Below are 24,362 nucleotides of genomic sequence, written 5' to 3'. Positions count from 1 at the left end.
TTATAGGCTTGCGGGCGTGACCACTGCCACCGTCGGCATCATGCTGCCCCGCGACCTCCCCGCCCACCAGATCGTTCCCTTCGTTCAGAAGGCCGAGCATCTCGGCTTCGACGAACTCTGGGTCGTCGAAGACTGCTTCTTTCGCGGCGGGTTCGCGCAAGCCGCCGTCGCGCTGGCCTCGACCCAGCGCATCCGGGTGGGGATCGGCATCCTGCCCGCGCCCGTAAGGAACGCCGCCTTCACCGCGCTCGAGGCCAACACGCTCGCAGAGATCTATCCCGGCCGCCTCATTGTCGGCATCGGTCACGGCATGCCCGCCTGGATGCGCCAGGTCGGCGACAAGCCGGCGAGCATCCTGACCATGCTCGACGAGCAGCTCACGGCGGTCCGCACGCTGCTGGCCGGTGACGCTCTCGAGGTCGACGGGCGCTATGTGCAGATCCATGGCGCCCAGCTCGAGACTCCCGCTTCGACCGCTCCCCCGGTTCTCGCCGGGGTGCGCGGTCCCAAGTCGCTCGCGATCGCCGGGCGCTCCGCCGACGGCACGATCCTGGCCGAGCCGGTCACCCCGGAATACGTGGTCGCGGCGCTCGCGAACATCGATGCGTCGGGGCCCCATGAGGTCGTGGCCTACAACGTTGCCGCGGTCGACGACGATGCCTCGGTGGCGCGTGAGATCGTCCGGCCGGCCCTCGAGTGGATCGGCGAGCCGGATTGGGCACCGCACATCGAGCCGCTGCCCTTCGCCGAGGAGTTCGCGGCGCTGCGGGCACGATCCGCGACGCGCGCGGAGTTCGTCGACGCGCTTCCGGATGAGTGGGTCGACGCCCTCGCATTGGCCGGAACCCCCGATCGAGTGCGCGCGCGCATCGCCGAGCTCCACGCCAGCGGCGCAACCAGCGTGGTGTTCATTCCCGCCGGAGACGATCCGCTCGGCCGACTCGAGCCACTCGCCCGCGCGCTCTGACACCGCCGCGATGACCGCCTCGACCACGATCGAGCTTCCTTTCTCTCCGCCCTACGAGCGCGAGAAAGCGATAGCACTGATCGCGGCGCACGCTGTTCCCGGTTCCGAGCGGGTCGACCTGCAGGGCTTGTCCGTCACGCGCATCATGGGCGCTCCGAGTGGGCCCGTGGCCGTTCGCGTCGAGCTAGGCACCCGGTCGGTGACGACGACCATCTCGAGCGGCGAGCCGAGCGACGTCGAGGCCGTCGCATCCCTCGTTCGCGCGTGGCTCGACCTCGATCTCGACCCCTCGACGATCACGGATGCCTTCGGCCGCGATCCGATACTCGGCCCGATGGTCACGGCCCGGCCCGGGCTGCGGGTGATCGGTCATCCCGACGGATACGAGGCGGCGATCACCACGGTTCTGGGTCAGCAAGTCTCCCTGCTTTCCGCCCGCACCTTCTCGGGGCGGCTCGTCGCCGCCTTCGGAGAGCCGGGCCCGGATTCTCTGCTGCTCTTCCCCCGACCCAACGTGCTTGCATCGGTTTCGACCGATGAACTGCAGCGGGCCATCGGTCTGACGGGCGCCCGCACTCGAACACTGCAGGCGGTGGCCCGGGCATGCGCTGAGGGCCTCACACTCACGCCGACTGTCGACCTCGTCGAGACGAGAGCCTCGCTCCTCTCCATCGTCGGAGTCGGTCCGTGGACGGCCGATTACCTCGCCGTTCGTGCGCTCGGCGACCGGGATGCGTATCCCGCGGGCGATCTCGTTCTGCGCCGAGCGCTCGGAGTGAGCACGGCCGGCGAGGCCGAACGGATTGCCGAGCCGTGGCGGCCCCTGCGCTCGTATGCACTGATCCACATCTGGACGAGCGCGGCATTCTCGTGATTCGCCTGCAGCGAGAGTGAACAGCTCGCTCGCACAGGCTGCGCGCCGTCGCGAGAGGCATGATGGAGTCATGACGACGCCCACGGCGACCTCCGGGTTTCCGCTCCCCCCTCTTTCGAGCCCCGTGCGCACCATCGGCGCACGCACCATCGACTTCTCCGCTCGCATCGCCGTCATGGCGATCGTCAACAGAACGCCCGACAGCTTCTTCGATTGCGGCAGAACCTTCGCCCTCGACCGCGCCGTCGACGCGGCTCTCGCCGCAGCGACAGCCGGCGCCGACTGGGTCGACATCGGCGGGGTCAAGTTCGCCCCTGGCCCCGAGGTCTCTGCCTCTGAAGAACTCGACCGCGTGCTCCCCGTCGTCCAGGCCGTGGCGGCACAGTCAGACGTCGTCATCTCGGTCGATACGTTCCGGATCGAGGTCGCCGAGGCGTGTATCGCCGCGGGCGCCTCGGTCGTCAACGATACGACCGGGTTGCAGAACCCGGCGCTCGCGGAGCTGGCCGCATCCACCGGCGCCACCCTCGTCATCACGCACAGCCTCGCCCAACCTCGCACCGCCTATGCGGCACCGCGCTATGACGATGTCGTGCAGAACGTCGCGGACTTTCTTCGCGAGCGCGTCGAGCTGGCCACGGATCTGGGCCTCGACGAGTCACAGATCATCATCGACCCGGGCCACGATCTCAACAAGAACACGCTGCACTCTCTCGAGATCACGCGCCGCTTCGATGAGATCGCCCGCATCGGCCTTCCGGCGATCGCAGCCGTGTCGAACAAGGACTTCGTCGGCGAATCGCTGGGCGCCGAACGAGACGACAGAGTCGACGGATCCCTGGCGGCAGCCACCGCCTGCGCCCTGCTCGGCGCTCGGATCGTGAGAATGCACGACGTTGCGCGGTCGGTGCAGGCGATGCGCATGACGGAGACGATCCTCGGCCTGCGTGAGCCCGAGTACCTGCGGCACAACATGACCGATCAGAACGAATGACCGACGAGAAGGCTGCTGACGTGACAGACACCCGAATCGCTCTGCTCTCCGCCGGCGCCGCCCCGCTCGACGCAGCCGCCCTCGCCACGGCGTACTCCGTCGCCGATCGGGGCGTTCCGACCCTGCGCGTGAACTTCATCACGAGCCTTGACGGCTCAGCGACAGTCAAAGGGCTCTCTGGCGACCTCGGCGGCCCTGCCGACAAGCTGGTGTTCGACACTCTCCGTCGCCTGAGCGACGTCGTTCTCGTCGGCGCGGGCACCGTGCGCAGCGAGGGGTACGGCGCCATGCGGCTCTCGGATGCCGATGCAACGTGGCGAGAGGCTCACGGCCTGGCCGCGCAGCCGGCTTTCGCGCTGGTCTCCGGTCGGCTCGACCTCGACCCGACGAGCGATATCTTCGCGAAGGCACCGGTTAGGCCGCTGGTTCTGACCTCCGACTCGGCGCCCACAGGCGCACGCGAGGCGCTCGAGCGCGTTGCCGACGTGATCTCGTGCGGCGAAGCTCAGGTCGAACCGCAGCGCATCGTCGACGTGCTCGTCGAGCGTGGGCTCACACAGATTCTGTGCGAGGGCGGCCCGAGCCTGTTCGGCACGTTCATCGCGGCCGACCTCGTCGACGAGCTGTGCCTGACCGTCAGCCCGCTTCTGGAAGGCGGAGCCGGTATCCGGATCTCACACGGCGAGAGCGACGCCGCCCGCCGGATGCGCCTCGTGCACGTGCTCGAATCGGACGGGCTGCTCCTGACGCGCTATGCGCGCCGACGCTGACTCACACGCGACTCACGACTGAGTCGTTGGTTCCTCAGGCGAACCGCCGATGTTGACCATCCAGCTCACGCCGAAGCGATCGCGGAGCTGACCGAAGCTGTCGCCCCACGGCGCCATCTCGAGCGGCACGAAGATGGTCGCGCCCTCGCTGAGCTTGTTCCAGAAGTCCGTGAGTTCGTCGACGTCTCGACCGCTGAGCGAGACCGAGTAGTTGTCGCCCGGGGTGAACGGCATGCTGTTCGGGGTATCGGCCGCCATGAAAATGAGTCCACCCGGCGCGACCAGCTGCGCGTGCATGATCTTGTCGGCCTCTGACGGATCTTCGTTCATACCGAAGTCGGCGTAACGACTCATGGTGAGCTCGCCGCCGAACACCGAGTGGTAGAACTCCATCGCCTCTTTGGCGTTGTCGCGAAAACCGAGGTAGGGGGTGAGGATCGATGGCATCTGGGTCTCCTTCGGTGGAACGCGGGCATTCCTAGTAGGAATATTCTGCAGGAGCGACGTTTTGGCCGCAATGCCCAAAAGAGGCCCCCGCCCGTGGGCGAGAGCCTCTCTCGTATGACGCTGAAGCGGTGAAGCTTAGGCCTCGCTCATGACGAGCTTCTCGGCCTGGCCGCGAGCGGCGAGTGCGGCAGCGCGAGCTGCGAGGCGACGGGTCTGCTCGGCCTGTCCGGCGTCGAGCACCTCCTGGTCGACCTCGAAGTTCGGAACGTGCTTCACTCCGTTGTACTTCTCGATATAGGCGTCGAGCTCGGGGCCCGACTCCCACGACGTGATGAGGCAGTAGCGCGGGTCGCTGCCGAGGTGCGTGGCCGCGTGCCACAGACGCTGGGTGTCGATGATCAGCTGTGCGCCGGCCGGAAGAGCGATGCGGTACTCGACGCTCGGGTCGGTGCGGTTCTCGCGCAGAACGAAGAAGCTCTCCGTGTCGTCGGTGAGGTTGAAGAAACCGCGAACGACCCAGCCGGTGCCGTCGGGGTTGAGGCGGTTGTTGTCGTCCTGGTGAAGGTTGTAGAGGCAGTCGGCGTAGGAGTTCGGCTGCAGCTCGATGACGCGGCAGCGACCGACGTTCGCGCCGGGCTCCTGGGCGCGGGCGGTGAGAGTCGGGGCCTTCTCGGTCTGCGACGGGATAAACACGCCATCCTTGTCGGTGCGCGGCGGCTTGTGGTTCCAGAAGCCGTTGCACTCGATGTCACCGAAGGCGCTTGCGAGAGGAGCGAAGCGGGTGTCGCCCGACGACTTCCAGTCGACGTACTCGATGTCGAGCCATTCTTTGGGGTCGATCTCTTTGTTGTAGCGATCGAGTACGACATAGCCGGTCTCTTCCAGAGCGGCAGATTTGATGTAACCCATGATTAGAAATCATGTCCTTTCGTTGGGGGCCAGCACGTTTTAACAGGCCCAACTTAGGCAAGGCTAACATCGAGCCTCTATCCGTTGTAGAAGAAGTGCCTTAAACCCGATCTACTAGACTCGACGGCTGCACGGCACCGCAACACGCCGCCCACCGAGACGTGCGAAACGAGACGGGTTCAACAAAGACATGGTCACTGCCACGAACATCGATGCGACCGCCGTCAACACGGTCGCGTGGCTCTCCGCAGACGACACCACGATCGTCGTTCCGGTCTACCAACGGCAGTACCGCTGGGACATCGGCGCGTGCGAGAAGCTGCTCACCGACATCCGAGCCGTCTCGCAGACAGAAGATCGGCACACTCACTTCATCGGGTCGATCCTGTCATCGAAGAGCACAGACGACGCCGACGATTCCGAGCTCGTGCTCATCGATGGACAGCAGCGCATCACCACGCTGATGCTGCTGATCGCCGCCCTGCACCACACGGTCGAGCACAGCGATCCGGCTCTCGCCGCAGAGCTGCAGAGAGTGCTCGTGCGCGCCGCCGATCCCAGCCGAACGAAACTGCGCCCTCATCGCGCCTGGGCCCAGGTCTTCGAAAGCGTCGTGCTCGATCGGCTCGGAGCCGGCGACGAGCTGCGCGACTCGCGCTTCGACGACAACTACGCCTTCTTCCGTAGCCAGGTCCGCCTCGAGGAGGTGCCGCGCATCTGGCGCGGCCTGCAAAAGCTCGAGCACGTGGCCATCACTCTCGGCGCCGATGCCAACGCGCAGCAGATCTTCGAGAGCCTCAACTCCACGGGCGAGCCGCTGCGCGACCACGAGCTCATCCACAACTACGTACTCATGGGTCTCACGCACCTCGAGCAGAGCGAGATCGAAGACTCCTTCTGGCTGCCGATCGAGCAGAACACCGGTGAGCAGATCGCCTCGTTCTGGCGGCACTACCTGGTCATGACGACCGGCCGCGAGGTCACCGTGGTCGGCCAGCGGGGCGTGTACGACGCGTTCCAGCAGCAGTTCCCGCGGCTCGATGTCGAGACGCTTCGCGCGCACGCCGCCGAGTGGCGCTCGTACTCCGCCGCGTATCGCGTTCTTCTCGAGCCGGGCCTCGAATCCGACCCCGAGGTGTCGCGCCAGCTCGGCTATCTCAACACGTTCGGCCGCGGCATGTACCCGCTCGTCATGCGTGCCTACCTCGACTATTCGCGGCAGACGCTCGACCGGGCGTCTCTCGTCGAGCTGCTCGAGAACATCCAATCGCTGTTGTTGCGCCGCACGCTTGTCGGCGTGAGCAACGACCGCCTGGTCGCGCGCCTGAGCAGGGCACGTGCCGACGGCCCGGATGCGCTGGTTCGCGCGATCTCCCGCATCACCCCCAGCGACGAACGTGTGCGTGTGGCCCTGAAATACGCCGAATTGGCCCACCCGGCGTATGTGCTGGGTCGGCTCAGCGAGGTCGACTCGACGGTCGACCTCGATGTCGAGCACATCGTTCCGCTCGCCCCCGGAGATTCGTGGAGCGGAGACGGCGAGCGCGAATGGGTCGACTACTCCGACGACGAGCAGAACAGCCACCGTGCTCTCGCCAAGACGATCGGCAACCTCGCTCTGCTCGAGGAGCACCTGGCCGAGCGCGCTGCTGACAAGTCCTTTGTCGAGAAGCGCGACCGCTCCTACGCGAAGAGCTCGATCGCGTTGACGAGCGAACTGGCCGGCACGGAAGCCTGGGGCACGCGAGCGATCGCAGCCCGCACCGTGCGTCTCACCGAGAAGTTCTTGCAGGTCTGGAAGCGACCGGCCGTCGTGATGATCGACGACGACGGGCTCACGCCCATCCTCGACGCCCAGAAGCGACGCGGCTGGCCGCAGGGGTGGCAACGCGAGTTCGAGTACGTGGAGTACCGCGGCGAGCACTGGGAGGTCTATGACATCAAGTACCTCTTCAACCGCATCTTCAAGAGGCTCTGGGCGGACTCACGCTCCGACGTCGTGGCGTTCAGTGCCCGCCGAGGAGGACCCATCTACGACGCGCAGTCGTGGAACGGGCACTGGGACACGCTCGACGACGAGCACTTCCTCTATATGGGCTGGGACTCGCGCTACATGCTCACGGCCGTGCAGGGCGTTCTCGAGGAGGCCGGCATCGCGTCCGAGGTCTTCGTGAAGTACTCCTATATCGGCGCGGTGATGTAGTTTCCACCGCATGCTGCGGCTCTGCGGCCGCGGTCGGTCTCAGCGGCCATGCCTATGCTTGACCCGATGATCTCCTCGCCGCCTCTGCCCGTCGCTCAGGCACGCGCGACGAGTCGGCATCGGCGCGGCGTCATCGGGGTCGGTGTCGGCCTCGCGCTGACCGCAGCCGTCTTCGCCACGCGTGTGCTCGCACCGTCGTCGACGGCGGATCAACTGCCGAACGTCGCCCGCGATTTTCTGACGCTCTCGATCAGCGTGATCGTCGAGTCGATCCCGTTCGTCTTTCTGGGCATCATCCTGTCGATCGTGGTGCAGATCTGGCTCCCCGAATCGCTGATGCAACGCGTTCTCCCCACGAGGCCGGTGCTCAGGCGTGCCGTGATGTCGCTGCTCGGGGTGCTGCTTCCCGTCTGCGAGTGCGGCAATGTTCCGCTGACGCGGGGAATGATGGTGAAGGGCCTCACCGTCGCGGAGTCGATGACGTTCCTGCTGGCAGCACCGATCCTCAACCCCGTGACGATCATCACGACGTATCAGGCGTTCGGCTGGGACAACGGGATACTCGCGGCCCGAATCATCGGTGGCTTTCTCATCGCCAACCTCATCGGCTGGCTGTTCAGCAAGCATCCGAGGCCCGAGGAGCTGCTGACCCGCGGATTCGAAGCCACCTGTCGTGTCGGCCACGACCACGCCTCGCACGCACCTCGGCTGCAACGCAGCGTCGTCGCCTTCTCGAGTGAGGCGAGCGCCATGCTGCCCGCCCTGTTCATCGGCTCGGCGATCGCCGGACTGATTCAGGTCGGAGTCAGCAGGGATGTTCTCATCGCGCTCGGCAGCAATCCGGTCTGGTCGGTGCTCGCCCTGATGGCCCTGGCGTTCGTGATCGCCATCTGCTCGAACGTCGACGCCTTCTTCATTCTGTCGTTCGGTTCGACCTTCATGCCGGGAGCCATCGTGGCCTTCCTGGTCTTCGGCGCCATGGTCGACGTGAAGATGCTGGCGCTTCTTCGAACGACGTTCACCACGTCGACGTTGACTCGACTCACCCTCGTCGTCGCCCTGGCCGCACTGGTACTCGGATTGGGAGTGAATCTCATTGCTTGAACGAATTCTCGCGCGCTGGCAGGGGCTCGCCTTGAGCCTGATCGGCATCGTCTCGATCTCGTGGCTCGCGCTGAGCGGCCAGCTCGGGCTGTACATCCACCCTCGCTACTTCGTCTTCACCGTCGTCATGGCCATCCTCGGCGGACTGCTGACGCTCGCGGCCTTCGCCGTCACTCCGGAGAAGGATGATCACGAACATGAGTCCGAGCAACTCGAACCCGCGGCGCCGCGCGGTCGGTGGCGCGTGGTGTTGCCCCTCGCCGGGATTGGGGCCATCGCTCTGGCCTTCGTCGCGCTCGTGATCGTTCCGCCCTCGACGCTCACCACAGCGACCGTCGAGAACCGCGAGTTGAACAGCTCGGCAACCGGAGTGGAGTCGGACACCAGCTCCCACGTCGAACTCGCCGGTTCCGACGTGTCGTCTCTGAGCCTGAGGGACTGGGTCTCTCTGCTGCGGGACGGCTCCGGCAGCGATTTTGTGGTCGGCAAGACCACGACCCTCTCGGGCTTCGTCACCGCAGACTCGAGCGACCCGGAGAACGTCTTCTACCTCACGCGGTTCGTCATCACCTGCTGTGCGGTCGACGCGCAGCCGATCGGCGTTCCCGTCTACTCCCCCGGCTGGTCGTCGACGTATGCCGTCGACAGCTGGGTCGAGACGAAAGGAACCTTCGCGCTCAATCCGAGCGGGAAGAGCAGCGAGAGCGTCGTGATGGCGAACCCCACCGTGTCGGCCATCGACCAGCCGGCCCAGCCGTATGCCTACTGACGAGCGCACGCCCGCCGAAGGTCGCGGCTCGGCCGAGGGACGCTCCGGACGGCGTGCGGCCCAGAGGTATCGGAGACTCACGATCGTCGTCGTCGCGAGCCTCGCCCTGCTCGGCGGTGTACTCGGAGCAGCGAACACCATGCAGGGGCCGCGACTCACCTCGGGCGAGATCAATGGACAGGGCGCCGTGGGACGGCCTGGACAGCGGCTCGTTCTGCACGCCAATCAGCCGATCGCGCACGTCGATGCATCGCAGGTGACCGTCACCCCCTCTATTCCCTTCACGGCCACGACCTCGGGCAGCGACCTCACTCTCACACTCGACGGCATGCTCGACTACGAGACCGACTACACCGTCACGGTCGCGGCCAAGAGCCTCTACTCCGGAGCGGCCGCCTCGCTCGACTATTCATTCACCACCCCGGACATCCCGATCTACACGCTCATCCGCGACACGGGCAGCGTGGCTGGCGACGAGCCCGACAGGGTGGTTCGCGCGTCTCTCTCCGACGACGCCCCGGCCGAAGACGTATTCACCGCCCCACGCATCCAGGAGTACGCGGTCAGCGGTTCGAGGCTTGCTGCGATCGTGCTCGACGATCAGAACAAGACCTCGCTCGTCGTGCGCGATCTCTCGACGGGCGTCGATACGAAGGTCGCAACCGACGCCGCGACCGGGGCGATGCGCTATCTCAAGTCGTCCGGCGCATCCGGGCTCTTCGGCTTCACGGTCACCGGCGAGTCGGCCCCCGACGGCTCCACCTCCCCGACCACGCTCTACGTATACGACCCGGCCAGTGACGGCGTCACCGCCCGGCAGGTCAAGGGATTCGACGGCGCGCAGCTGCCGGCGGTCGCCTGGACGTTCGTTCAGGGAACGACGTCGGCTGTGATCCAGGACTACGACCAGCAGCTCTTCCTGATCGACGTCACGACAGACTCGGTGCCGAGTCCGCTCGGCCGTCACGCCGAGGTGCATGGTTTCATCCCCGGCACGGCGCAACTCGTGGTCTCCGATCTTCAGGACGTCACCCGCATCGATCTTCAGGCGGCTAAGACGGAAACATTCGATTCCCTCACTGCGCAGGCTGACCCGAGCTACTACCCGGGTAAGCGCTTGTATCTCGATGGGCAGGGCAGCTTCGTGCAGGAATTCGACGTACCAGACGCGCAGCACCAGTACTCCACGTCGGTGCTCATGCTCATCGACGAGAGCGGAACCCGGCAGATCTTTCGACCGGACGAGGGCACCCGCATCCGGAACATCTGTCTGTCACCGAACGGCAGGGTCGCCGCGGTCGAGACGTTCGCCGAAGACAAGCAGAACGACAAATACCCCAACGTGCCGTCATATGTGCCGATGACGACGTCGTTCGTCGACCTCTCGTCGCTCGAGACGACGAAGTCGGTCGACGGGTGGATGCCGGACTGGTGCCAGTAGCCTCAATTTCGGCAGTTATCCATAGCTTTATCTCCTGATCAAGTGTCGAATGTACCGCGAGAGTCAATGTCGGTGGCTCCTGCTTGAATTCACGTATGGAACTCAAGGACGCGACCCTCGGCGACATCGCCGAACGCCTCCACGAGCTTCTCGCGTCAGACCGAAAACTCGCGGTCGGCGACGAACTTCTGACGTCGGCGCACGACTGGGAGGTGGCCGGCCGAGCAACCGATGCCGCACGCATCTGGGTTGCGGCCGAAATCGAGAACGAGTCCCGCCGCGAGCTCGACACCGCGGGGCTCGCCTACCGGCACGGCTTTTCGACCGCCAAGAAACTGATCGCTGCAACCGCGACGGTGTCTGAGCGCACGGCCGGCTCGCGCATGGCCCTCGGCAGACAGCTCCGATCGTCGCTGTCGATAACCGGCCTTCCGATGCCGAGCAACTTTCCGGTTGTCGAGAATGCTCTCTACTCCGGCAGCATCGGTATCGACGCCGCGTCCGTCATCTGCCGAACCCTCATCGAGGTCGTTCCGCGCACACTCCGCTCTGAGGCCGTCGACGAGGCCGAGCTGCATCTCGTCAACGCCGCGACGGCAACAGTCGACGATGCCGGTCACACGCGGCGATACACCGTCGACGAGATCGGCCGACTCGCGAACCGCATCCGCGAACATCTCGACCCCGACGGCGCCGAGCCGCGCGACGCCGTCAAACAGGCGTTACGCGGATTCAGTTATCCAAGAGTCGGCGCAGACGGCATGGCTCGAGGCACATACGCGCTGCCGCCGCTTCAGCTCGGCATCTTTCTCACCGCGGTCGACTCCATCCTCAGCCCCCGCACGGCAAACCCGGGGACGCCACAGCCAGGCGGCGACGAGGGCATCTCCGACTCCGAGGCAGCAGAGTGCGTTCCGTCAGATCTGCGCAGCTCACAGCAGAAGCTCCTCGACGCGGTCATGACCCTCATCGACATGGCCGCGGCATCCCCCGCCGCATCGCGGCTCAACGGCGCCGCACCCACCGTGAACGTGCATGTCACGCTGAAAGACCTCGAGGAGCGCCATGGGGTCGGCTGGATCGACGGCAGTAGCGAACCCGTGCCCATGAGCACCGTGAACATGCTCCAGTGCGACGCCGACACGATCGTCACCGTGTTCGGCGATGACGGGCAGGTATTGCACCAGGGCAAGACGCAACGGCTGGCCACTCGCGCACAACGGCGGGCCCTCGCAGCGCGCGATGGCGGCTGCGTCATCCCCGGCTGCGCCGTTCCACCAGCGCGGTGTCAGGCGCACCACGTCATCCCGTGGGTCAGCGCCTCCTTCACAGCCGGTCGAACAGATCTCGGCAATCTGGCTCTGCTGTGTCCGTTTCATCACGCCACTATCCACACCTCGGCGTGGACTCTCGAGATGATCCGAGGAAAACCGCACATCAGGCTGCCCGACTGGCAGAACCCGCGGGGCACACCGATCCCGGCCGGGCAGCAACGCGCCGGTCGGCCCTACTTCCGCTGACCGACTGCCGACGGCCTACTCAGCCGAAGCAAAGCGACGACGCACAACCACGAATCCAGCGCCCAGCATAAGCAAGAGCGTACCGATCGCGATTGCCGACATCGGCTGAGCGCCGGTGGATGCGAGGCTGGCCGGTTTGGCTGCTCCGCCCGCTGGCGTCGGCGCGGTTCCCGCCGAACCTCCGACTGCGGCCGTCACCGTGAACGGAATACTGGCCACCACCGTGGAGGGGTCGGATGCCGCAGCAACCGTAATCGTGTGAGCCCCGGCTGTCGTGTCGGCCGGGATGCGCACGTCGCGCAGCGTCAGCGCGCCCGTCGAGTCGGCGACCACGCTGCCCAGTGTCACCGGGTCGGAGTGCAGCACGATCGTGTACTCCGCATCCGGCACGAGACCACCGGCGACGATCGTCGTGACGCCACCGGCCTGCACGGTCGACGGGGTCGCTGCGACCGTCGGCGACGAGGCTGGCGGGTTCGGGCCCTGCGGACCGAGGGCGAGATCGCACGAGATGGTGCCCGACCACAGGGAGTGGCCGCCGTTGTTGCCGTCGTCGGCACGGATGACCTCCTTGACTCCGTTGACACAAGTGGAGCTCGGGGCGATGGCAAAACCCTCGTTGTTGTTGTTCGGCAGCCCCGTGGGTCGGTCATAGATGCGGTCGACGACGAACGCACCAGTGGCGTCGATCTTGAGCAGCGTCGACGAGCCGGCCGACGAGTTGTCGGCCACCGCCCAGATGCGCTGCGCATCGGCATCCCACTGAGTCTCTTGAATCATCGGAAGTCCGGTCGCGATCGAGGCGACACGGTGGAAGGTGCCGTCGGCGTTCAACGCGTAGGCGTAGAGGTGCCCGTTCTTCTCCAATGCGCCGAAGTAGAGGCCTGTGCCGTGACCCTCGTAGATCGACGGGTCGTAGGTCTTGCCCGTGCTCTGGTCGATGAACGCGTTCGTCGTGAGGTAGGAGTCGGGCACCCACGTGATGCCCTCGAAGCCGAGGTTGGAGTCGGCCTTGACCGGGTCGATCACGCCGGCGAGATCGGCGGTCAGATCCCACTGCACGGTCGGATGCAGCGTCGTGCCGGACTCGTTCGGGTCGAAGCGCAGCACGCTGTCGAGGGGAACGCCGCTCGCCGCATTGTCGCGTTCGGTCGTGATGTACAGAAAGCCGTCGGGGCCGACCGTGATGCCCTCGGAGTCGGGCTGTCCCCCGCCGCTCGGGAAGACGATGTCCTTGCCGGCGGACCAACCATTCGCCGTGTCGGGAACCCAGAGGTTGCCACTCTTGACGAGGCGGTAGACGTGGCTCTTGTTCTTCACTGCCCACATGACGGTCGGAGCGCTCGGATCGATGTCGAGGCCGGAGACATCCTGGCCCGACAGCGAGGTGACGAACTGGCACTCGTTGTCGGAGACGACGGCGCTCTGGCTTCCCGGCCAGGCGATTCCGCCGGCGATGGCGGGTCCGCTACCCGAGGCCGCCTCCGTCTGGCACGAGACACCGCCGCCGGGCGGCGCGCTCGGCGCGATGATGGTGCCGGCACACGCCGTGACGTTCGATGCTCCAAAACTGGATGCCGCTGTGTGCGCCCACGCGCCCGTCGCGTCGGCGCAACGCGACCACGAACCGGGCTGCGCGTCATTCGCTCCCCAGCCGACTGAGTCGACGATGGTGGAGCCGTCGGCGCGATAGACCTTCACGGAGTCGCCGTCGGAGCTCAGGCCCTGGTTCGAGAGCAGCACGAGGTAGCCGCGGGCGGGCACGACGGTGCCGTTCGGTGCGCTGACCGCGGCGGGCAGGCTGGTGCTGTCGGACTGCAGCCAGGCGGAGACGTCGACATCGACGTCGCCCGTGTTCACTAGTTCGTAGGCGTCGTGCGTGGGATCGTCGTTCGCCGAGGTGACCTCGTTGATTTTCACGGACTGCCATCCGGAGTCGTCGCCGCCGTCTCCCCCGCCCTCGCCCGGGTCGGTAGGAGCAGGATTGAGCGCGCCCTTCGATGAAGCCGCCTGCTGGACGAAGTCGCCGGTGCCGTTGGGAACGCGTCCATACGTGTCGAGGTGAAAGTCGCCCCACTCATAGGAGTCGAGTGACGTCGTGCTGTCGGCAGCGAACAGGCTGACCTTGTCACCCTTCTTGAGCTTGAAGGTCGAGCTCTCGGCGACATAGACCGCTCCGGCCGCGATCACCGTGTTGCTCGGCAGAGTCAGCGTCACTCCGTTCTCGCGGCCGTTCAGCACGAATCCGGATGCGTCGAGCGGCTCGGTCGCCGTGTTCATGAGTTCGACCCAGTCGGGGCTGCCGTTGGTCTCGATCTCGTTGATGCGGAGAGCACTTGCCGCACTCGGCTCCGTTCCTGACGACACGACCTCTGCTGTGGCGGCGGCGGGCGCTGCGAAGAGACCTGCGAGAAGCACGGCGGATCCGACAACGGCGGTGAGGGGACGCGACAGAAGTTTCGGCACCCGACAACACTGGCGGCGTCACATGAACGCGAGGTGACCTGCGAGGAACCGGACCCTGAATGGCGCGCAATCCGCCCGTCGGACGACGTTCTCCTGTCGTTCGCTCGGCAGGTACCGACGGTCAATCCCCGGCAACTACGGTGCCACCGTGACCCTAATTCCCCTGAGACGCATCCGGTTATGGATGATCGTGTCCCTGACCGCGGCGGCGCTGATGCTCGTATTCGTTCCTTCACAGAGCGCATCCGCGCACCCGGCTGGCACAACGGGCGTCATGGTCACGGTGCAGTCGGATGCGGTCGAGATCACGATGCAGATCCAGCAGGCCGGACTGACGGCGGCCACGGGGTACGAGGTCACGGATCAGGCTGCGCTCGACGCGGTGGCAGGCAACCTCATGACATTCATCCTTCACCGCGTGCACGTGTCTGATAGCGTCTCCACCCTCACTCCGACCGTGACCGCGAGCCCCAAACTCCTGCCCGTCAATGGGGAGAACGCAATCGCCACGACGGTGCGATTTGCCGACGCGGGCCGCAGCATCGAGGGTGCGATCACTCTCGACTACTCCTTCATCCTCGACGTCGTCCCGGCACATCAGGTTTACGTCACCCTGGTGAGCGACTGGAACGACGGGCAGATCGCCGAGGGCGACCCGAAGGTGGTCGCCGTGCTCGGTGGCGGGGTCACCGAAGTCACGCTCGACCGCAGCTCCCCCGCACCGGCGAACGGCTTCTTCTCCGTCATCTGGCTCGGCATGTTGCACATCGCGGAGGGCACCGACCATCTGCTCTTCCTGTCGACGCTCCTCGTCGTCGCGCCCTCACTCGCGATTCGTGCGAAACGGGGATACCGGTGGAACCAGCCGATAGCGCTGAAGAAGTCCATCGGCCGCGCAGCCCTCATCATCAGCTGCTTCACGGTGGGTCACCTCGTGACGCTGGCGCTCGTCTCACTGGGCCTGATCTCGTTTCCGACGAAGCTCGTGGAGATCCTGGTGGCCGTGTCGATCATCGTCGCCGCAATCCACGCCATCCGTCCGATCGCGCCGCGAGGGGAGCTTCTCATCGCAGGGCTGTTCGGTCTAGTGCACGGCACCGCGTTCGCAACGACGATCCTCGACCTGAACCTCGGCTTCGGCGAGAAGATCCTGGCGATCCTCGGGTTCAACATCGGCGTGGAGCTGGCGCAGCTCATCGCCGCGGTTCTCGTGCTTCCGCTGCTCATTCTCCTTTCTCACGCACGCGTCTTCGGCGGATTCCGCACGGTCGTCGCGGGGATCGCGATCATCGCCGCCGCCGCGTGGATCGTCGGCATCAGCACGGATCAGAACTCGGCGTTGCAGCCCCTGTTCGACCAGATAGCCCGCTTCCCGATCGCCTTCTACCTCGCGCTCGTCGTGATCGTGGTGGGGTTGTGGTATTTCGCGCGCACTCGGCGCCCCGAAAACGCGCGCACGGAGGATACGCGCACGGGGGTGCTTCAGCCGTGAACTCCCCGTCAGCAAATCCGATGATGAGACGGCTCCGTCAGCGCATCGCAGCCCCGCTGCGCGGAATCGGAGCCCTCGTGCTGGCGGTCGCACTCCTCGCGCCCGCCGCGACGGTATTCGCGTTCACCGACGACGACCCGGCATCCTCCCAGTCCGAAGAAATCGGAGTGAGCATCCCTGATCACTCGGAAAGTCCTCCGACGAGCTCCCCCACTGCTACTCCGACCGAGGCGCCGACTCCGGCACCCGCTCCAGCCCTCCACCACGGCGGTGCCACCGGCGAACTCCCCGACACCGGTGTCGACTGGTCGTCACTGTGGCCCGGTACCCTGCTGGCACTGGGCATGTCCGTCGCGGGCACCGTGTTGATCGCGGCACGCCACCGTCGAACCCGTCAGCGCGCGAGCTGATCCCCGATCGATGGAGTTCGTCCTCTGACGCAGAAGGGCCCCGCCGATCACGACCGGCGGGGCCCTTCTTCGCTTACGGCTACTCGGCTGCGGCGCCGGCCTTCGCTCGCTCCTGCTCGAGCGCCTTCGCGACGGCCGCGTCGACCTCGGCCTCCCGGCGCTTCTCGGCCGACTTCTTGCGCACGCCGCGTGTACGGAACACGAAGAACACGACGGCGGCCACCAGCAGCACGATCACGAGCAGTGTCCACGGGATCGCTGGGCCGCCCGCGGCGCCAGAGACATCGGCGATCGGCGACGTGGAACCGGAGGCATCCAGAACCAACGGCGTGACCGTGGTCGACGCGAGAAGCGCGAACAGCGGAGCCACCCCGGGCAGCGTCACCGTCTGCGTCCACGACTCGCCGGGCAGCAATTCGGGTACCTCGTCGACGGCGGGCGCATCCGTGCCGAACATGCCGAAGGGCCCGCTGAGATGCGTTGCCGGCTGGGCCGAAATGGCCGCGTTGCCCGAGTTGTGCAGGGTGTACGTCACCGTGGCGTCGCCACCGGCGAATGGATTGAGACCGCCACCCCAGGAGACGGCCATGTCCTCCACTGCCAGCGCCGGCGCGATCTCGCCGCCCACCCGCAGATTCACCCGGATGCCGAGCCGACGGTCGACATTGACGCCCGCGTCGGCGTCAGGCACGGTCAGTGAGGTGACCACGCCGCCCGCGTAGTCACCGGGAGTCGCGTCGGCCGGAACGGCGACCGTAAACGGCACCGTCGCGGTCTCGCCGGCCGCGACCGTGACCGACGGGTTCTCCGTGGTGATCCAGGCGCCCACGCCGTGCGACTCCTCTCCGGCGACCAGCAGCGAAAGCTGCCCGTCTTCCGACGTCGAACCGTCGGACGCGTAAACCCCCAGCTCCACGGGGTCGACTCCGTGGTTGGCGATCACGATCGAGTCGTAGATGGTGCCTCCGGGATCGATCGTGTAGCTGTAGTTGGTTCTCTCCGAGCCGTACTCATTGGACGCGGTTCGCACCGTCCAGGTCACGGGGTCGGTATCAGCCGCCATCGCGGGTGCGGCTAGGGGCGACAAGACGAGGAGCGCAGCAAGCGCCGCGGTGGACACCGCGCGGATGCGGGGCCGTGGGCGGGCGGAGACGGAGCGTGGGTTCACAGGAGGCCTTCGGTGTGAGGGTGATGATAGGGCGAAAAGCGGTATGTCCGCGGGGAGAAAGAACAGGTCCTTCCCCCCACGGACGTGGTGTACTCAGCTCAGCGTCAGCCAGCCAGAGCGGTGAGGGTCAGGGTGGCGCGGTAGTTACCCTTGGCGGTGTCGGCAGGGAGCTTCAGGTCGAGATCCGCCCCGAGAATTCCCTCGCCCTTGGGGTGGTTCTGGGCGCCGGAGCCGAGCACTCGGTCGACCGACAAACCTTTGCCACCGTCGAAGCCCGATGCCACAGAGGTGCCTGCGACTGCGCCCGCCCCGTCGGTGACGACTTTCGGAGCCCAGCCCATGTAGCTGCCGGAGAAGGTCTTGTCGCCGTCGGTGAAGTCGCCGAGCACAGCGGTCAGCGACCATGGAGACAGCGACGAGCGGGTGTCGGCCACCTTGATCGGGTTGATCTCGCCGGCCGCCTCGAACGCGCCGTTCTTCTCCTGCGCGGTGCCAAGATCGACGAGGCCGTTCTGGCCGTTGATCGTCCAGCCGAACTCGCCGGGAGCAGCGGCCGGAACAGCGACCTGGATGTCTTCACCGTCACCGTGGTACGGGTGGATGGTCACCGAGTCGATGAGCGAGCCGACGCCGTCGATGGGTGTGTTGCTGCCCGCCGTGCCACACCAGCCCACCTTGCCGAGCTCGACCGCCGCGTTGGGCGCGTCACACGTTCCCGCGCGGATACCCTCGACCACGAGCGCGTCGGCCTTGACCTGCACCTTGACGTAGCTGCGCACGTGCTCCTGGTTCTCGACGGAGTTGTACCAGTAGTTGCTCGGGTTCAGAGGGTCTGCGCCGTTGCCGGCCCCACTGGTGCCGCTGTTGTCGGGTGCAGTGATGTCATAGTACTTCGAACCGGAGGCCGAGTTCGCAGTCATGTAGATGACGCCGCCCTCACCCACGAACACGTCGTTCTGACCAGGCTGCTCGTCGGGGTTGGCCTTCTCGCCGTTCGCGATCTCGTAGCTGCGGGTGTAGACATGGTCGTGTCCCTGCAGAACGAGGTCGACGCCCAGCTTCGAGAAGGTGCTGGGGAAGTCGACGCGGCGCACCTTGTTGTCGGCATCCTTCGCGTGGTCGGCGGCAGAGTAGATCGAGTGGTGGTAGGTGAGCACGGTGTACTTCGCGTCGGCGCCGTGGGCGTTGACGACGTCGGTGACGTACTGCACGTGCGCCGCGTCTCCGCCACCGGTGGCCGAGTTGTAGCTGTTGCTGTTCAGGTCGATGAAGAGCACATCCTTGTAGATGTACCAGTAGTCGCCGCCCGAATCAGTCGCCGTGTTGCCGTTGCGGTAGTACGCCGCGGAGCGGTCGGTGTTGGGCGTGTAGAAGTGCTGCTCGTAGGCCTTGCCGCCCACGTCGTGGTTGCCGATCGTTGCAGCCCAGGGGTACTGGCGCAGCTGATCGGGAGCCATGAAGGCGTCCCACTGCGGCTCGGTGTTCGCGGTCTCGACCTGGTCGCCGCCCGATACGAGCAGTTCGGCGTTCGGGTTCGCGGAGAGAGCGACGTTCATGGTGTCGACCCAGCCCGCCTGATCCTTCGCCACGTTGCCCGACGATCCGATCTGCGGGTCGCCGAAGAACAGGAAGTCGAAGTCGCCCTCGAAGGACTGCGTCTTGAACGAGTAGGTGGTCGACCAGTTGCCGTCGGAGCCGACGCGGTAGGAGTACTGCGTGTTCTCCGCGAGCCCGGACAGAGTGGCGTGGCGGTTGAAGCCGGTGGTGGTCGTGTTCGCGGCTCCGGATGCGGCGAACGTGGTGACCGAGGTGACGAAGTCGCCGTTGACCAGAGCTGAGCTCGGAGCGAGCTGCACGAGCTGGGCGGTGTCGGCCGTGGAGTACCAGCTGATATTGCGCTGCGCCTCGTCCGAGCCGACGCCGAGCACGATCCCGGTGTAGGAGGCGGTGTCGGCCGCATACGCGACGGTCGGGCCGGCGAGGGAACCGCCGAGGACCAGAGCCGCGCTGACCGCTGCGGCGGAGAGCCACAGGGCTGCTCGGCCGCTCGGCCGGGTGGGGACTGCCAGAAGCATGAGTCTTCCGTTCTGTAGGAATGTAGAAAGAGGGGGCGGTGCGAGGCCATGACAGATGGGCCCAACGAGAACTGTCGAGGCTGAAGATTTCCTCTGGCTTAACAGCCGGTGTTCTGAGTCCTGTCACTCAGGCAAACACCCTGTGCTATCGAGGCGACGGCGCCGGACCCGAGCCCCGGGACTGCGCAACGTTTGCCAAAAAGGGGCTCGTTCGCAACCACCTCGACACCACGCTGAGGCATGCTTCAGTCGACCTTTCCCTCGTTCACAAGGAACCCCGTGCCGCCTCGAGCCCACCTTCTCGCCGTTGCCGCAGCGGCATCGCTCGTCTTGGGCCTCGCAGGATGCGCGAGCGCGGACTGGAAATCCCCGCTGCCGGCGACCACGCCGATCGGCACCCCGGGGGCCGGGTTCATGCCCGACATCACACCCTCGCCCGAGGCGACGGTGAACCCGGAAGTCGGGTCGTGGGCTGATGTGCGGCCCTCACCCGGATACCGCGTGGTGCTCCTCACCTCCGGCGACGACCTCACGACACAGAGGCTCTCCACAGCAGTCACCGAGTGGGCTCAGGCATCGGATGTCGACCTGCGCCGGGTCGAGGCAGGCTCCGACCCGATCGACGGAATCGTCGAGGCCATGGAGATGAACCCCGAATTGATCGTCACCGCCGGTGAGGATCTCATCGATCCCCTCTCGACCGTGACCCCGAACCACCTCGATGTGCCGTTCCTGGTGCTCGGCGCCGAACTCGCGGAGCCCACTTACAACGTCACCGCGGTCGAATGGTCGGGAGCCGGCTTTCGGGGAGAGGGCCTCGGCTCTGCCACGGTCTTCGACGAGAGTTCGTTCAGCCCGGAGCGCTGCGCCGACGCCATCCGGGCCGGCACCGCCGCCGTACTCTCGGGCACAACCGGCATCGTGCTCTGGATCGACTGAGCAGGCGACGCCGACGGCGACTACTGCACGCCCCGCTGGGCCAGCCACCTCAGCGTCATGTCGCCTTGGAGTCGCTGCATGGGTCGCAGCTGGGGCAATCCTGGTACTGCATCGAGATACCCGTCTCTCCAACAGCGCCCGGCCAGACCGGCGAGCATGACGTTCACCTCGTGCTCGTTCGCGTCACTCCCCGCGATTGCCTCGAAAGCGAGCTGCGGGTCGAGACCATCGGCGGCGAGATCGGGCACGAGTCTCACCCAGTCGGCCCATCCCGGCGCCGTCCAGCGGTGGGTCCAGTCGACGAGTCGCAACCGACCGGATGGCTCACGCATAACGTTGTCGCGTCGGATGTCGCCGTGCTGCAGAGCGGAGCCCGCACGCAGAGACCGGAACCAATCGGACTCGAGCTCTGCAAGCGTCTCGGCTCGCAGTCCATACGGCACCTTTCGCGTACGCACATGCTCGACCGTCTCACGCCTGGAATCGCCCGGCTCGACCAACGCTCTCCACGCACCCAGGAGCGGCGCGAACGCATCGGCGAAGGGTTCGGTGTCGACGATCGGACTCGGGTTCAGCCGCTCGCGCATGGTGGCGGCAAGCGAAGCCAGCTCCGCGAGGTCGCCGCTCTCCCAGTGCTCCACGGCAGCTCCGGCGAGCCGCTCGTAGACCGCGACGTACCATCCCCCGCGCTCGGCCCAGCCGATGAGTGCCGGAGCGAGGTCCGTGATGACTTCGGAGAGTTCGGCGCCGGTGCGAACGGCCTGCCCGCCATCATCGGACGCAGGCCCGGCTTTCACGAAGACCTGCCGGTCACCGTCGGCGACGACGACCGACGCCACGCTCGGTGTGAAGCCGTCAGACGCGGGCTCTTCGCGAAGGATGCGACCGCCCACGGTCTCGCAAACGTAGTCGACGACGTCAGAAGGAGCTGATGTCAGGAGCTTCGGCCTCGCGTACCCGTCCACGTCGTGTATCCGTCTCTCGCACGTCGAGGCAACGAGTCCAACAAAAAAGGCCCGACCAGTTCGTGTGAACTGCGGGCCTCTACTGCTGGGGTACCTGGACTCGAACCAAGAACAAAAGAATCAGAATCTTCCGTGTTGCCAATTACACCATACCCCACCGCATCAGAACCGAAGCCCTGACCGAGAGTCAACACTAGCCTACGCAGGGGCAGCACTCAAACCGAGCCGATTCGTTCGTCGAGCTTGTCGACACGGATACCCTTCGACGAGCTCAGGGAACGAGCCGCCCTACAGCGATCCGATCAGGTAGCGGTTGATCACGGCCGCGGCGCGCGCGCCCTCGCCGGCCGCCACGATCAGCTGGTGCGGCCCCGGAGGAACCACGTCGCCCGCCGCGTAGATCCCGGCCACAGCAGTGCGTCCGTCGGCGTCGGCCTCGATCCACCCGTCGGCCGTCTCAGGAATCTGCAGCGTCGACGCGTACTCCAGCTTCGTCTCCCACAGAGGCCGGATGAAGCCGCCCGTGCGCGGAATCACCTCGCCGTCGGCCAGCTGCACCCCCGTGAGCCCGTTACGGTCGCCCACGACGTCGGCGATGACGCGCCGCTCCACCCGGATGCCGCGCGCGGCCAGGGCCGCCTCGTCGGCTTCAGAGACGGTTCCGACTCCGTTGGTGAACACGATGAGATCGCTCGACCACTGCGAGATCAGCAGCGCACGCTCGGCCAGATCGTCGCTCTCGCCGATCAGAGCGAGCGGCTCGTCGCTCTTCTCGAAGCCGTCGCACTCCACGCAGCTGTGCAGGCTCGATCCGTAATAGGCGCGAACGCTGGGCAGCGCAGGAAGCGTCTCGCTGAGACCGGAGGCGATCAGCACGGCCGACGCGGTGACGTCGACCGATCCGCCCCCTCGGATCGCAGACGCCTGCACCCGGTACTCGGGTCGGCCTCTCAACTCTTCCGCGGGCGTGCCCGCCGCATCCGACACCGCGACGCTCGTGACCAGCGCCTGCTGGAACGACGCCATGGGGTAGGACTCGAACTCGGCCCGGCCCGTCTTGCGCAGCTCGAGCGGCGAGACGCCGTCGCGCGTGAGAAAACCGTGGCTCTTGAGGGTCGCCGAGTGACGGGGTCGATTGCTGTCGATGAGCAGAACCGTGCGGCGTGCGCGCACGAGGTTGAGCCCGGCTGACATACCCGCCGGTCCCGCTCCGATGATCACGCAGTCGATGTGCCCTTCGACAGGCGCTACAGCTTTAGGCCGCGAGATCTCGATCATGGGCTAGGCCAGCCGACTCGAGAGGCGGTCTATGCGCGCGATCGACTCGGCCTTGCCGAGCAGCTCGAACGATTCGAAAAGGGGCGGCGAGATCTTGCGTCCCGAGGCGGCGACACGAAGGGGCCCGTAGGCCACGCGCGGCTTGAGCGAGAGGCCGTCGATCAGCGCCGCCTGCAGTGCAGCCTGGATCTCGGCGGCGTTCCAGTTGCTCTCCTCGACCAGTTCGAGAGCGTTCAGCGCCGCACTCAGCACGAGCCCGGTGTTCTCGGGAAGGCTGGCCAGGGCATCCGGCTGGTATTCGAGCTCGGTGCCCGGACGGAACAGGAAGCCGAGCATGGCCGGCGCTTCACCGAGCAGCGCCATGCGCTCCTGAACCAGCGGCGCGGCCTTCAGCAGCAGCTGCTCCTGGTCATCGTCGAGAGGCTCGGTCAGGATGCCGTCGCGCACGAGATAAGGAATCGTGCGGGCCGCGAAATCGACGCTGGCGAGCATGCGGATGTGGTCGCCGTTGATCGACTCCGCCTTCTTCAGGTCGAAGCGCGCGGGGTTCGGATTGACGTCTTTCACGTCGAACGCCGCGACCATCTCGTCGATCGAGAAGACATCGCGGTCGTGGGTGAGCGACCAGCCGAGCAGCGCGAGGTAGTTGACCAGGCCCTCGGGAATGAAGCCGCGATCACGGTGGTGGAACAGATTGGACTCGGGGTCGCGCTTAGACAGCTTCTTGTTTCCGTCGCCCATGACGTAGGGCAGATGGCCGAACTGCGGCACCCACTCGGCCACGCCGATGTCGATGAGCGCGTGATAGAGCGCGATCTGCCGGGGTGTCGACGAGAGCAGGTCTTCTCCGCGAAGAACGTGCGTGATGTGCATCAGCGCGTCGTCGACCGGGTTCACCAGCGTGTAGAGGGGTGCGCCGTTGGGCCGCACGACCACGAAGTCGGTGAACGAGCCCTCGGGGAACGTGATGTCTCCACGAACCAGGTCGGTGAAGCTCAGCTCGGTGTCGGGAACGCGCAGGCGCAGTGCGGGCTGGCGCCCCTCGGCCTTGAACGCGGCGCGCTGCTCGTCGGTGAGCGTGCGGTCGAAGTTGTCGTATCCGAGCTGCTTGGCGCGGCCTGCGGCCTCGTTGCGCGCGTCGATCTCTTCGGCGGTCGAGAAGCTCTCGTAGAGGTGGCCAGAGGCCTTGAGCTTCTCGATGACCTCGAGGTAGATGTCCGTGCGCTCCGACTGACGGTAGGGCGCGTCGGGGCCGCCGACGTCGATGCCCTCGTCCCAGTCGAGGCGAAGCCAGCGCAGCGCGTCGAGCAGCTGGCCGTAGCTCTCCTCCGAGTCGCGCGCCGCGTCGGTGTCTTCGATGCGGAAGACGAGCTTGCCGCCGGTGTGCCTGGCGTACGCCCAGTTGAACAGGGCGGTGCGGATCAGGCCGACGTGCGGCGTACCGGTGGGCGACGGGCAGAACCGAACGCGAACGTCGGCGCCAGAGGCGGTGGACACAGGGTGCAAGGAGGGATTCGACATACCTCCTCAATCCTACCGATCATGCCCGCTCCTTCGCGGATGAGGAAAAA

General features: G+C 66.2%; 20 protein-coding genes and 1 tRNA gene. 12 read left to right on the top strand and 9 right to left on the bottom strand.

Annotated elements, in window-relative coordinates; genetic code table 11:
• The first annotated feature begins 16 nt into the window (after positions 1 to 16).
• From CCK87_RS03000 to CCK87_RS02985, 4 genes are all read left to right on the top strand, one after another.
• The gene (locus CCK87_RS03000; protein ID WP_086459994.1) at positions 17 to 967 is read left to right on the top strand and encodes an LLM class flavin-dependent oxidoreductase; all 951 of its coding nucleotides are present in this window, start codon (positions 17 to 19) and stop codon (positions 965 to 967) included.
• Positions 968 to 977: 10 nt separating this feature from the next.
• Positions 978 to 1,841: an AlkA N-terminal domain-containing protein gene (locus tag CCK87_RS02995; protein ID WP_086459993.1), complete on the top strand. Its 864-nt coding sequence runs from the start codon at positions 978 to 980 to the stop codon at positions 1,839 to 1,841.
• 70 nt (positions 1,842 to 1,911) lie between these two features.
• Positions 1,912 to 2,835, top strand: a complete 924-nt coding sequence (folP, locus tag CCK87_RS02990; protein WP_086459992.1) for a dihydropteroate synthase — start codon at positions 1,912 to 1,914, stop codon at positions 2,833 to 2,835.
• A 20-nt stretch (positions 2,836 to 2,855) separates the two neighbouring features.
• On the top strand, positions 2,856 to 3,605 hold the full coding sequence (locus CCK87_RS02985) for a pyrimidine reductase family protein (RefSeq protein WP_249273675.1): 750 nt from the start codon (positions 2,856 to 2,858) through the stop codon (positions 3,603 to 3,605).
• Positions 3,606 to 3,617: 12 nt separating this feature from the next.
• Here CCK87_RS02985 and CCK87_RS02980 read toward each other — a convergent pair whose 3' ends face one another.
• Together CCK87_RS02980 and CCK87_RS02975 are read right to left on the bottom strand one after the other, a co-directional pair.
• A complete protein-coding gene (locus CCK87_RS02980) occupies positions 3,618 to 4,052 on the bottom strand; it encodes a VOC family protein (RefSeq protein ID WP_086459990.1) in 435 nt (144 codons plus the stop codon).
• A 135-nt stretch (positions 4,053 to 4,187) separates the two neighbouring features.
• Positions 4,188 to 4,961, bottom strand: coding sequence for a hypothetical protein (locus tag CCK87_RS02975; protein WP_055775157.1), 774 nt, complete (start codon positions 4,959 to 4,961; stop codon positions 4,188 to 4,190).
• A gap of 190 nt (positions 4,962 to 5,151) precedes the next feature.
• Here CCK87_RS02975 and CCK87_RS02970 point away from each other — a divergent pair, with 190 nt between their 5' ends.
• From CCK87_RS02970 to CCK87_RS02950, 5 genes are all read left to right on the top strand, one after another.
• Positions 5,152 to 7,164: a DUF262 domain-containing protein gene (locus CCK87_RS02970; RefSeq protein WP_086459989.1), complete on the top strand. Its 2,013-nt coding sequence runs from the start codon at positions 5,152 to 5,154 to the stop codon at positions 7,162 to 7,164.
• Between the two features lie 66 nt (positions 7,165 to 7,230).
• Positions 7,231 to 8,268 (top strand): permease, encoded by a 1,038-nt coding sequence (locus tag CCK87_RS02965; protein WP_086459988.1) that lies wholly within the window; start codon positions 7,231 to 7,233, stop codon positions 8,266 to 8,268.
• Positions 8,261 to 9,037, top strand: coding sequence for a TIGR03943 family protein (locus CCK87_RS02960; RefSeq protein ID WP_249273674.1), 777 nt, complete (start codon positions 8,261 to 8,263; stop codon positions 9,035 to 9,037). Before CCK87_RS02965 ends, CCK87_RS02960 begins: the two co-directional genes overlap by 8 nt.
• A complete protein-coding gene (locus CCK87_RS02955) occupies positions 9,027 to 10,478 on the top strand; it encodes an Ig-like domain-containing protein (protein WP_086459986.1) in 1,452 nt (483 codons plus the stop codon). The genes CCK87_RS02960 and CCK87_RS02955 overlap by 11 nt, the downstream gene beginning before the upstream one ends.
• Positions 10,479 to 10,573: 95 nt before the next feature.
• Complete coding sequence (locus CCK87_RS02950) at positions 10,574 to 11,998, top strand: HNH endonuclease signature motif containing protein (protein ID WP_086459985.1); 1,425 nt, start codon at positions 10,574 to 10,576, stop codon at positions 11,996 to 11,998.
• A 15-nt stretch (positions 11,999 to 12,013) separates the two neighbouring features.
• On the opposite strand, the gene CCK87_RS02945 is transcribed toward CCK87_RS02950, so the two are convergent.
• The gene (locus CCK87_RS02945; RefSeq protein ID WP_086459984.1) at positions 12,014 to 14,464 is read right to left on the bottom strand and encodes a lamin tail domain-containing protein; all 2,451 of its coding nucleotides are present in this window, start codon (positions 14,462 to 14,464) and stop codon (positions 12,014 to 12,016) included.
• A 148-nt stretch (positions 14,465 to 14,612) separates the two neighbouring features.
• Here CCK87_RS02945 and CCK87_RS02940 point away from each other — a divergent pair, with 148 nt between their 5' ends.
• On the top strand, positions 14,613 to 15,956 hold the full coding sequence (locus CCK87_RS02940) for a HupE/UreJ family protein (protein ID WP_140162752.1): 1,344 nt from the start codon (positions 14,613 to 14,615) through the stop codon (positions 15,954 to 15,956).
• Between the two features lie 20 nt (positions 15,957 to 15,976).
• A complete protein-coding gene (locus tag CCK87_RS02935) occupies positions 15,977 to 16,366 on the top strand; it encodes a hypothetical protein (RefSeq protein ID WP_140162751.1) in 390 nt (129 codons plus the stop codon).
• A gap of 79 nt (positions 16,367 to 16,445) precedes the next feature.
• Here CCK87_RS02935 and CCK87_RS02930 read toward each other — a convergent pair whose 3' ends face one another.
• Both CCK87_RS02930 and CCK87_RS02925 read right to left on the bottom strand, forming a co-directional pair.
• Positions 16,446 to 17,534, bottom strand: coding sequence for a DUF916 domain-containing protein (locus CCK87_RS02930; protein WP_086459981.1), 1,089 nt, complete (start codon positions 17,532 to 17,534; stop codon positions 16,446 to 16,448).
• 104 nt (positions 17,535 to 17,638) lie between these two features.
• Positions 17,639 to 19,609, bottom strand: coding sequence for a metallophosphoesterase family protein (locus tag CCK87_RS02925; RefSeq protein WP_086459980.1), 1,971 nt, complete (start codon positions 19,607 to 19,609; stop codon positions 17,639 to 17,641).
• A gap of 279 nt (positions 19,610 to 19,888) precedes the next feature.
• On the opposite strand from CCK87_RS02925, the gene CCK87_RS02920 reads away from it, so the two are divergent.
• The gene (locus CCK87_RS02920; protein WP_086460349.1) at positions 19,889 to 20,548 is read left to right on the top strand and encodes a hypothetical protein; all 660 of its coding nucleotides are present in this window, start codon (positions 19,889 to 19,891) and stop codon (positions 20,546 to 20,548) included.
• 20 nt (positions 20,549 to 20,568) lie between these two features.
• Here the strand turns inward: CCK87_RS02920 and CCK87_RS02915 are convergent, their stop codons facing one another.
• The 4 genes from CCK87_RS02915 to gltX all read right to left on the bottom strand — a co-directional run bounded on the left by CCK87_RS02915 (position 20,569) and on the right by gltX (position 24,312).
• Positions 20,569 to 21,513 (bottom strand): phosphotransferase, encoded by a 945-nt coding sequence (locus CCK87_RS02915; RefSeq protein WP_086459979.1) that lies wholly within the window; start codon positions 21,511 to 21,513, stop codon positions 20,569 to 20,571.
• An 85-nt stretch (positions 21,514 to 21,598) separates the two neighbouring features.
• Positions 21,599 to 21,670, bottom strand: a tRNA-Gln gene (locus tag CCK87_RS02910).
• A 131-nt stretch (positions 21,671 to 21,801) separates the two neighbouring features.
• The gene (locus CCK87_RS02905) at positions 21,802 to 22,734 is read right to left on the bottom strand and encodes an NAD(P)/FAD-dependent oxidoreductase (protein WP_349289981.1); all 933 of its coding nucleotides are present in this window, start codon (positions 22,732 to 22,734) and stop codon (positions 21,802 to 21,804) included.
• 60 nt (positions 22,735 to 22,794) lie between these two features.
• Positions 22,795 to 24,312: a glutamate--tRNA ligase gene (gene gltX, locus CCK87_RS02900; RefSeq protein ID WP_086459977.1), complete on the bottom strand. Its 1,518-nt coding sequence runs from the start codon at positions 24,310 to 24,312 to the stop codon at positions 22,795 to 22,797.
• Between the last annotated feature and the right edge of the window lie 50 nt (positions 24,313 to 24,362).

Origin of the sequence: Agreia sp. VKM Ac-1783 (assembly GCF_900177765.1) — a bacterium.
Taxonomy (GTDB): Bacteria; Actinomycetota; Actinomycetes; order Actinomycetales; family Microbacteriaceae; genus Agreia.
The sequence above is the reverse complement of the archived record's forward strand: the minus strand, read 5'-3'. Positions and strand labels throughout refer to the sequence as shown.

Coding starts and splice junctions, on each gene's coding strand:
- CCK87_RS02980 (WP_086459990.1), bottom strand. CDS start 4,052: ATGCCATCGATCCTCACCCCCTACCTCGGTTTTCGCGACAACGCCAAA.
- CCK87_RS02975 (WP_055775157.1), bottom strand. CDS start 4,961: ATGGGTTACATCAAATCTGCCGCTCTGGAAGAGACCGGCTATGTCGTA.
- CCK87_RS02935 (WP_140162751.1), top strand. CDS start 15,977: ATGATGAGACGGCTCCGTCAGCGCATCGCAGCCCCGCTGCGCGGAATC.
- CCK87_RS02970 (WP_086459989.1), top strand. CDS start 5,152: ATGGTCACTGCCACGAACATCGATGCGACCGCCGTCAACACGGTCGCG.
- folP (WP_086459992.1), top strand. CDS start 1,912: ATGACGACGCCCACGGCGACCTCCGGGTTTCCGCTCCCCCCTCTTTCG.
- CCK87_RS02965 (WP_086459988.1), top strand. CDS start 7,231: ATGATCTCCTCGCCGCCTCTGCCCGTCGCTCAGGCACGCGCGACGAGT.
- CCK87_RS02955 (WP_086459986.1), top strand. CDS start 9,027: ATGCCTACTGACGAGCGCACGCCCGCCGAAGGTCGCGGCTCGGCCGAG.
- CCK87_RS02995 (WP_086459993.1), top strand. CDS start 978: ATGACCGCCTCGACCACGATCGAGCTTCCTTTCTCTCCGCCCTACGAG.
- gltX (WP_086459977.1), bottom strand. CDS start 24,312: ATGTCGAATCCCTCCTTGCACCCTGTGTCCACCGCCTCTGGCGCCGAC.
- CCK87_RS02950 (WP_086459985.1), top strand. CDS start 10,574: ATGGAACTCAAGGACGCGACCCTCGGCGACATCGCCGAACGCCTCCAC.
- CCK87_RS02925 (WP_086459980.1), bottom strand. CDS start 19,609: ATGCTTCTGGCAGTCCCCACCCGGCCGAGCGGCCGAGCAGCCCTGTGG.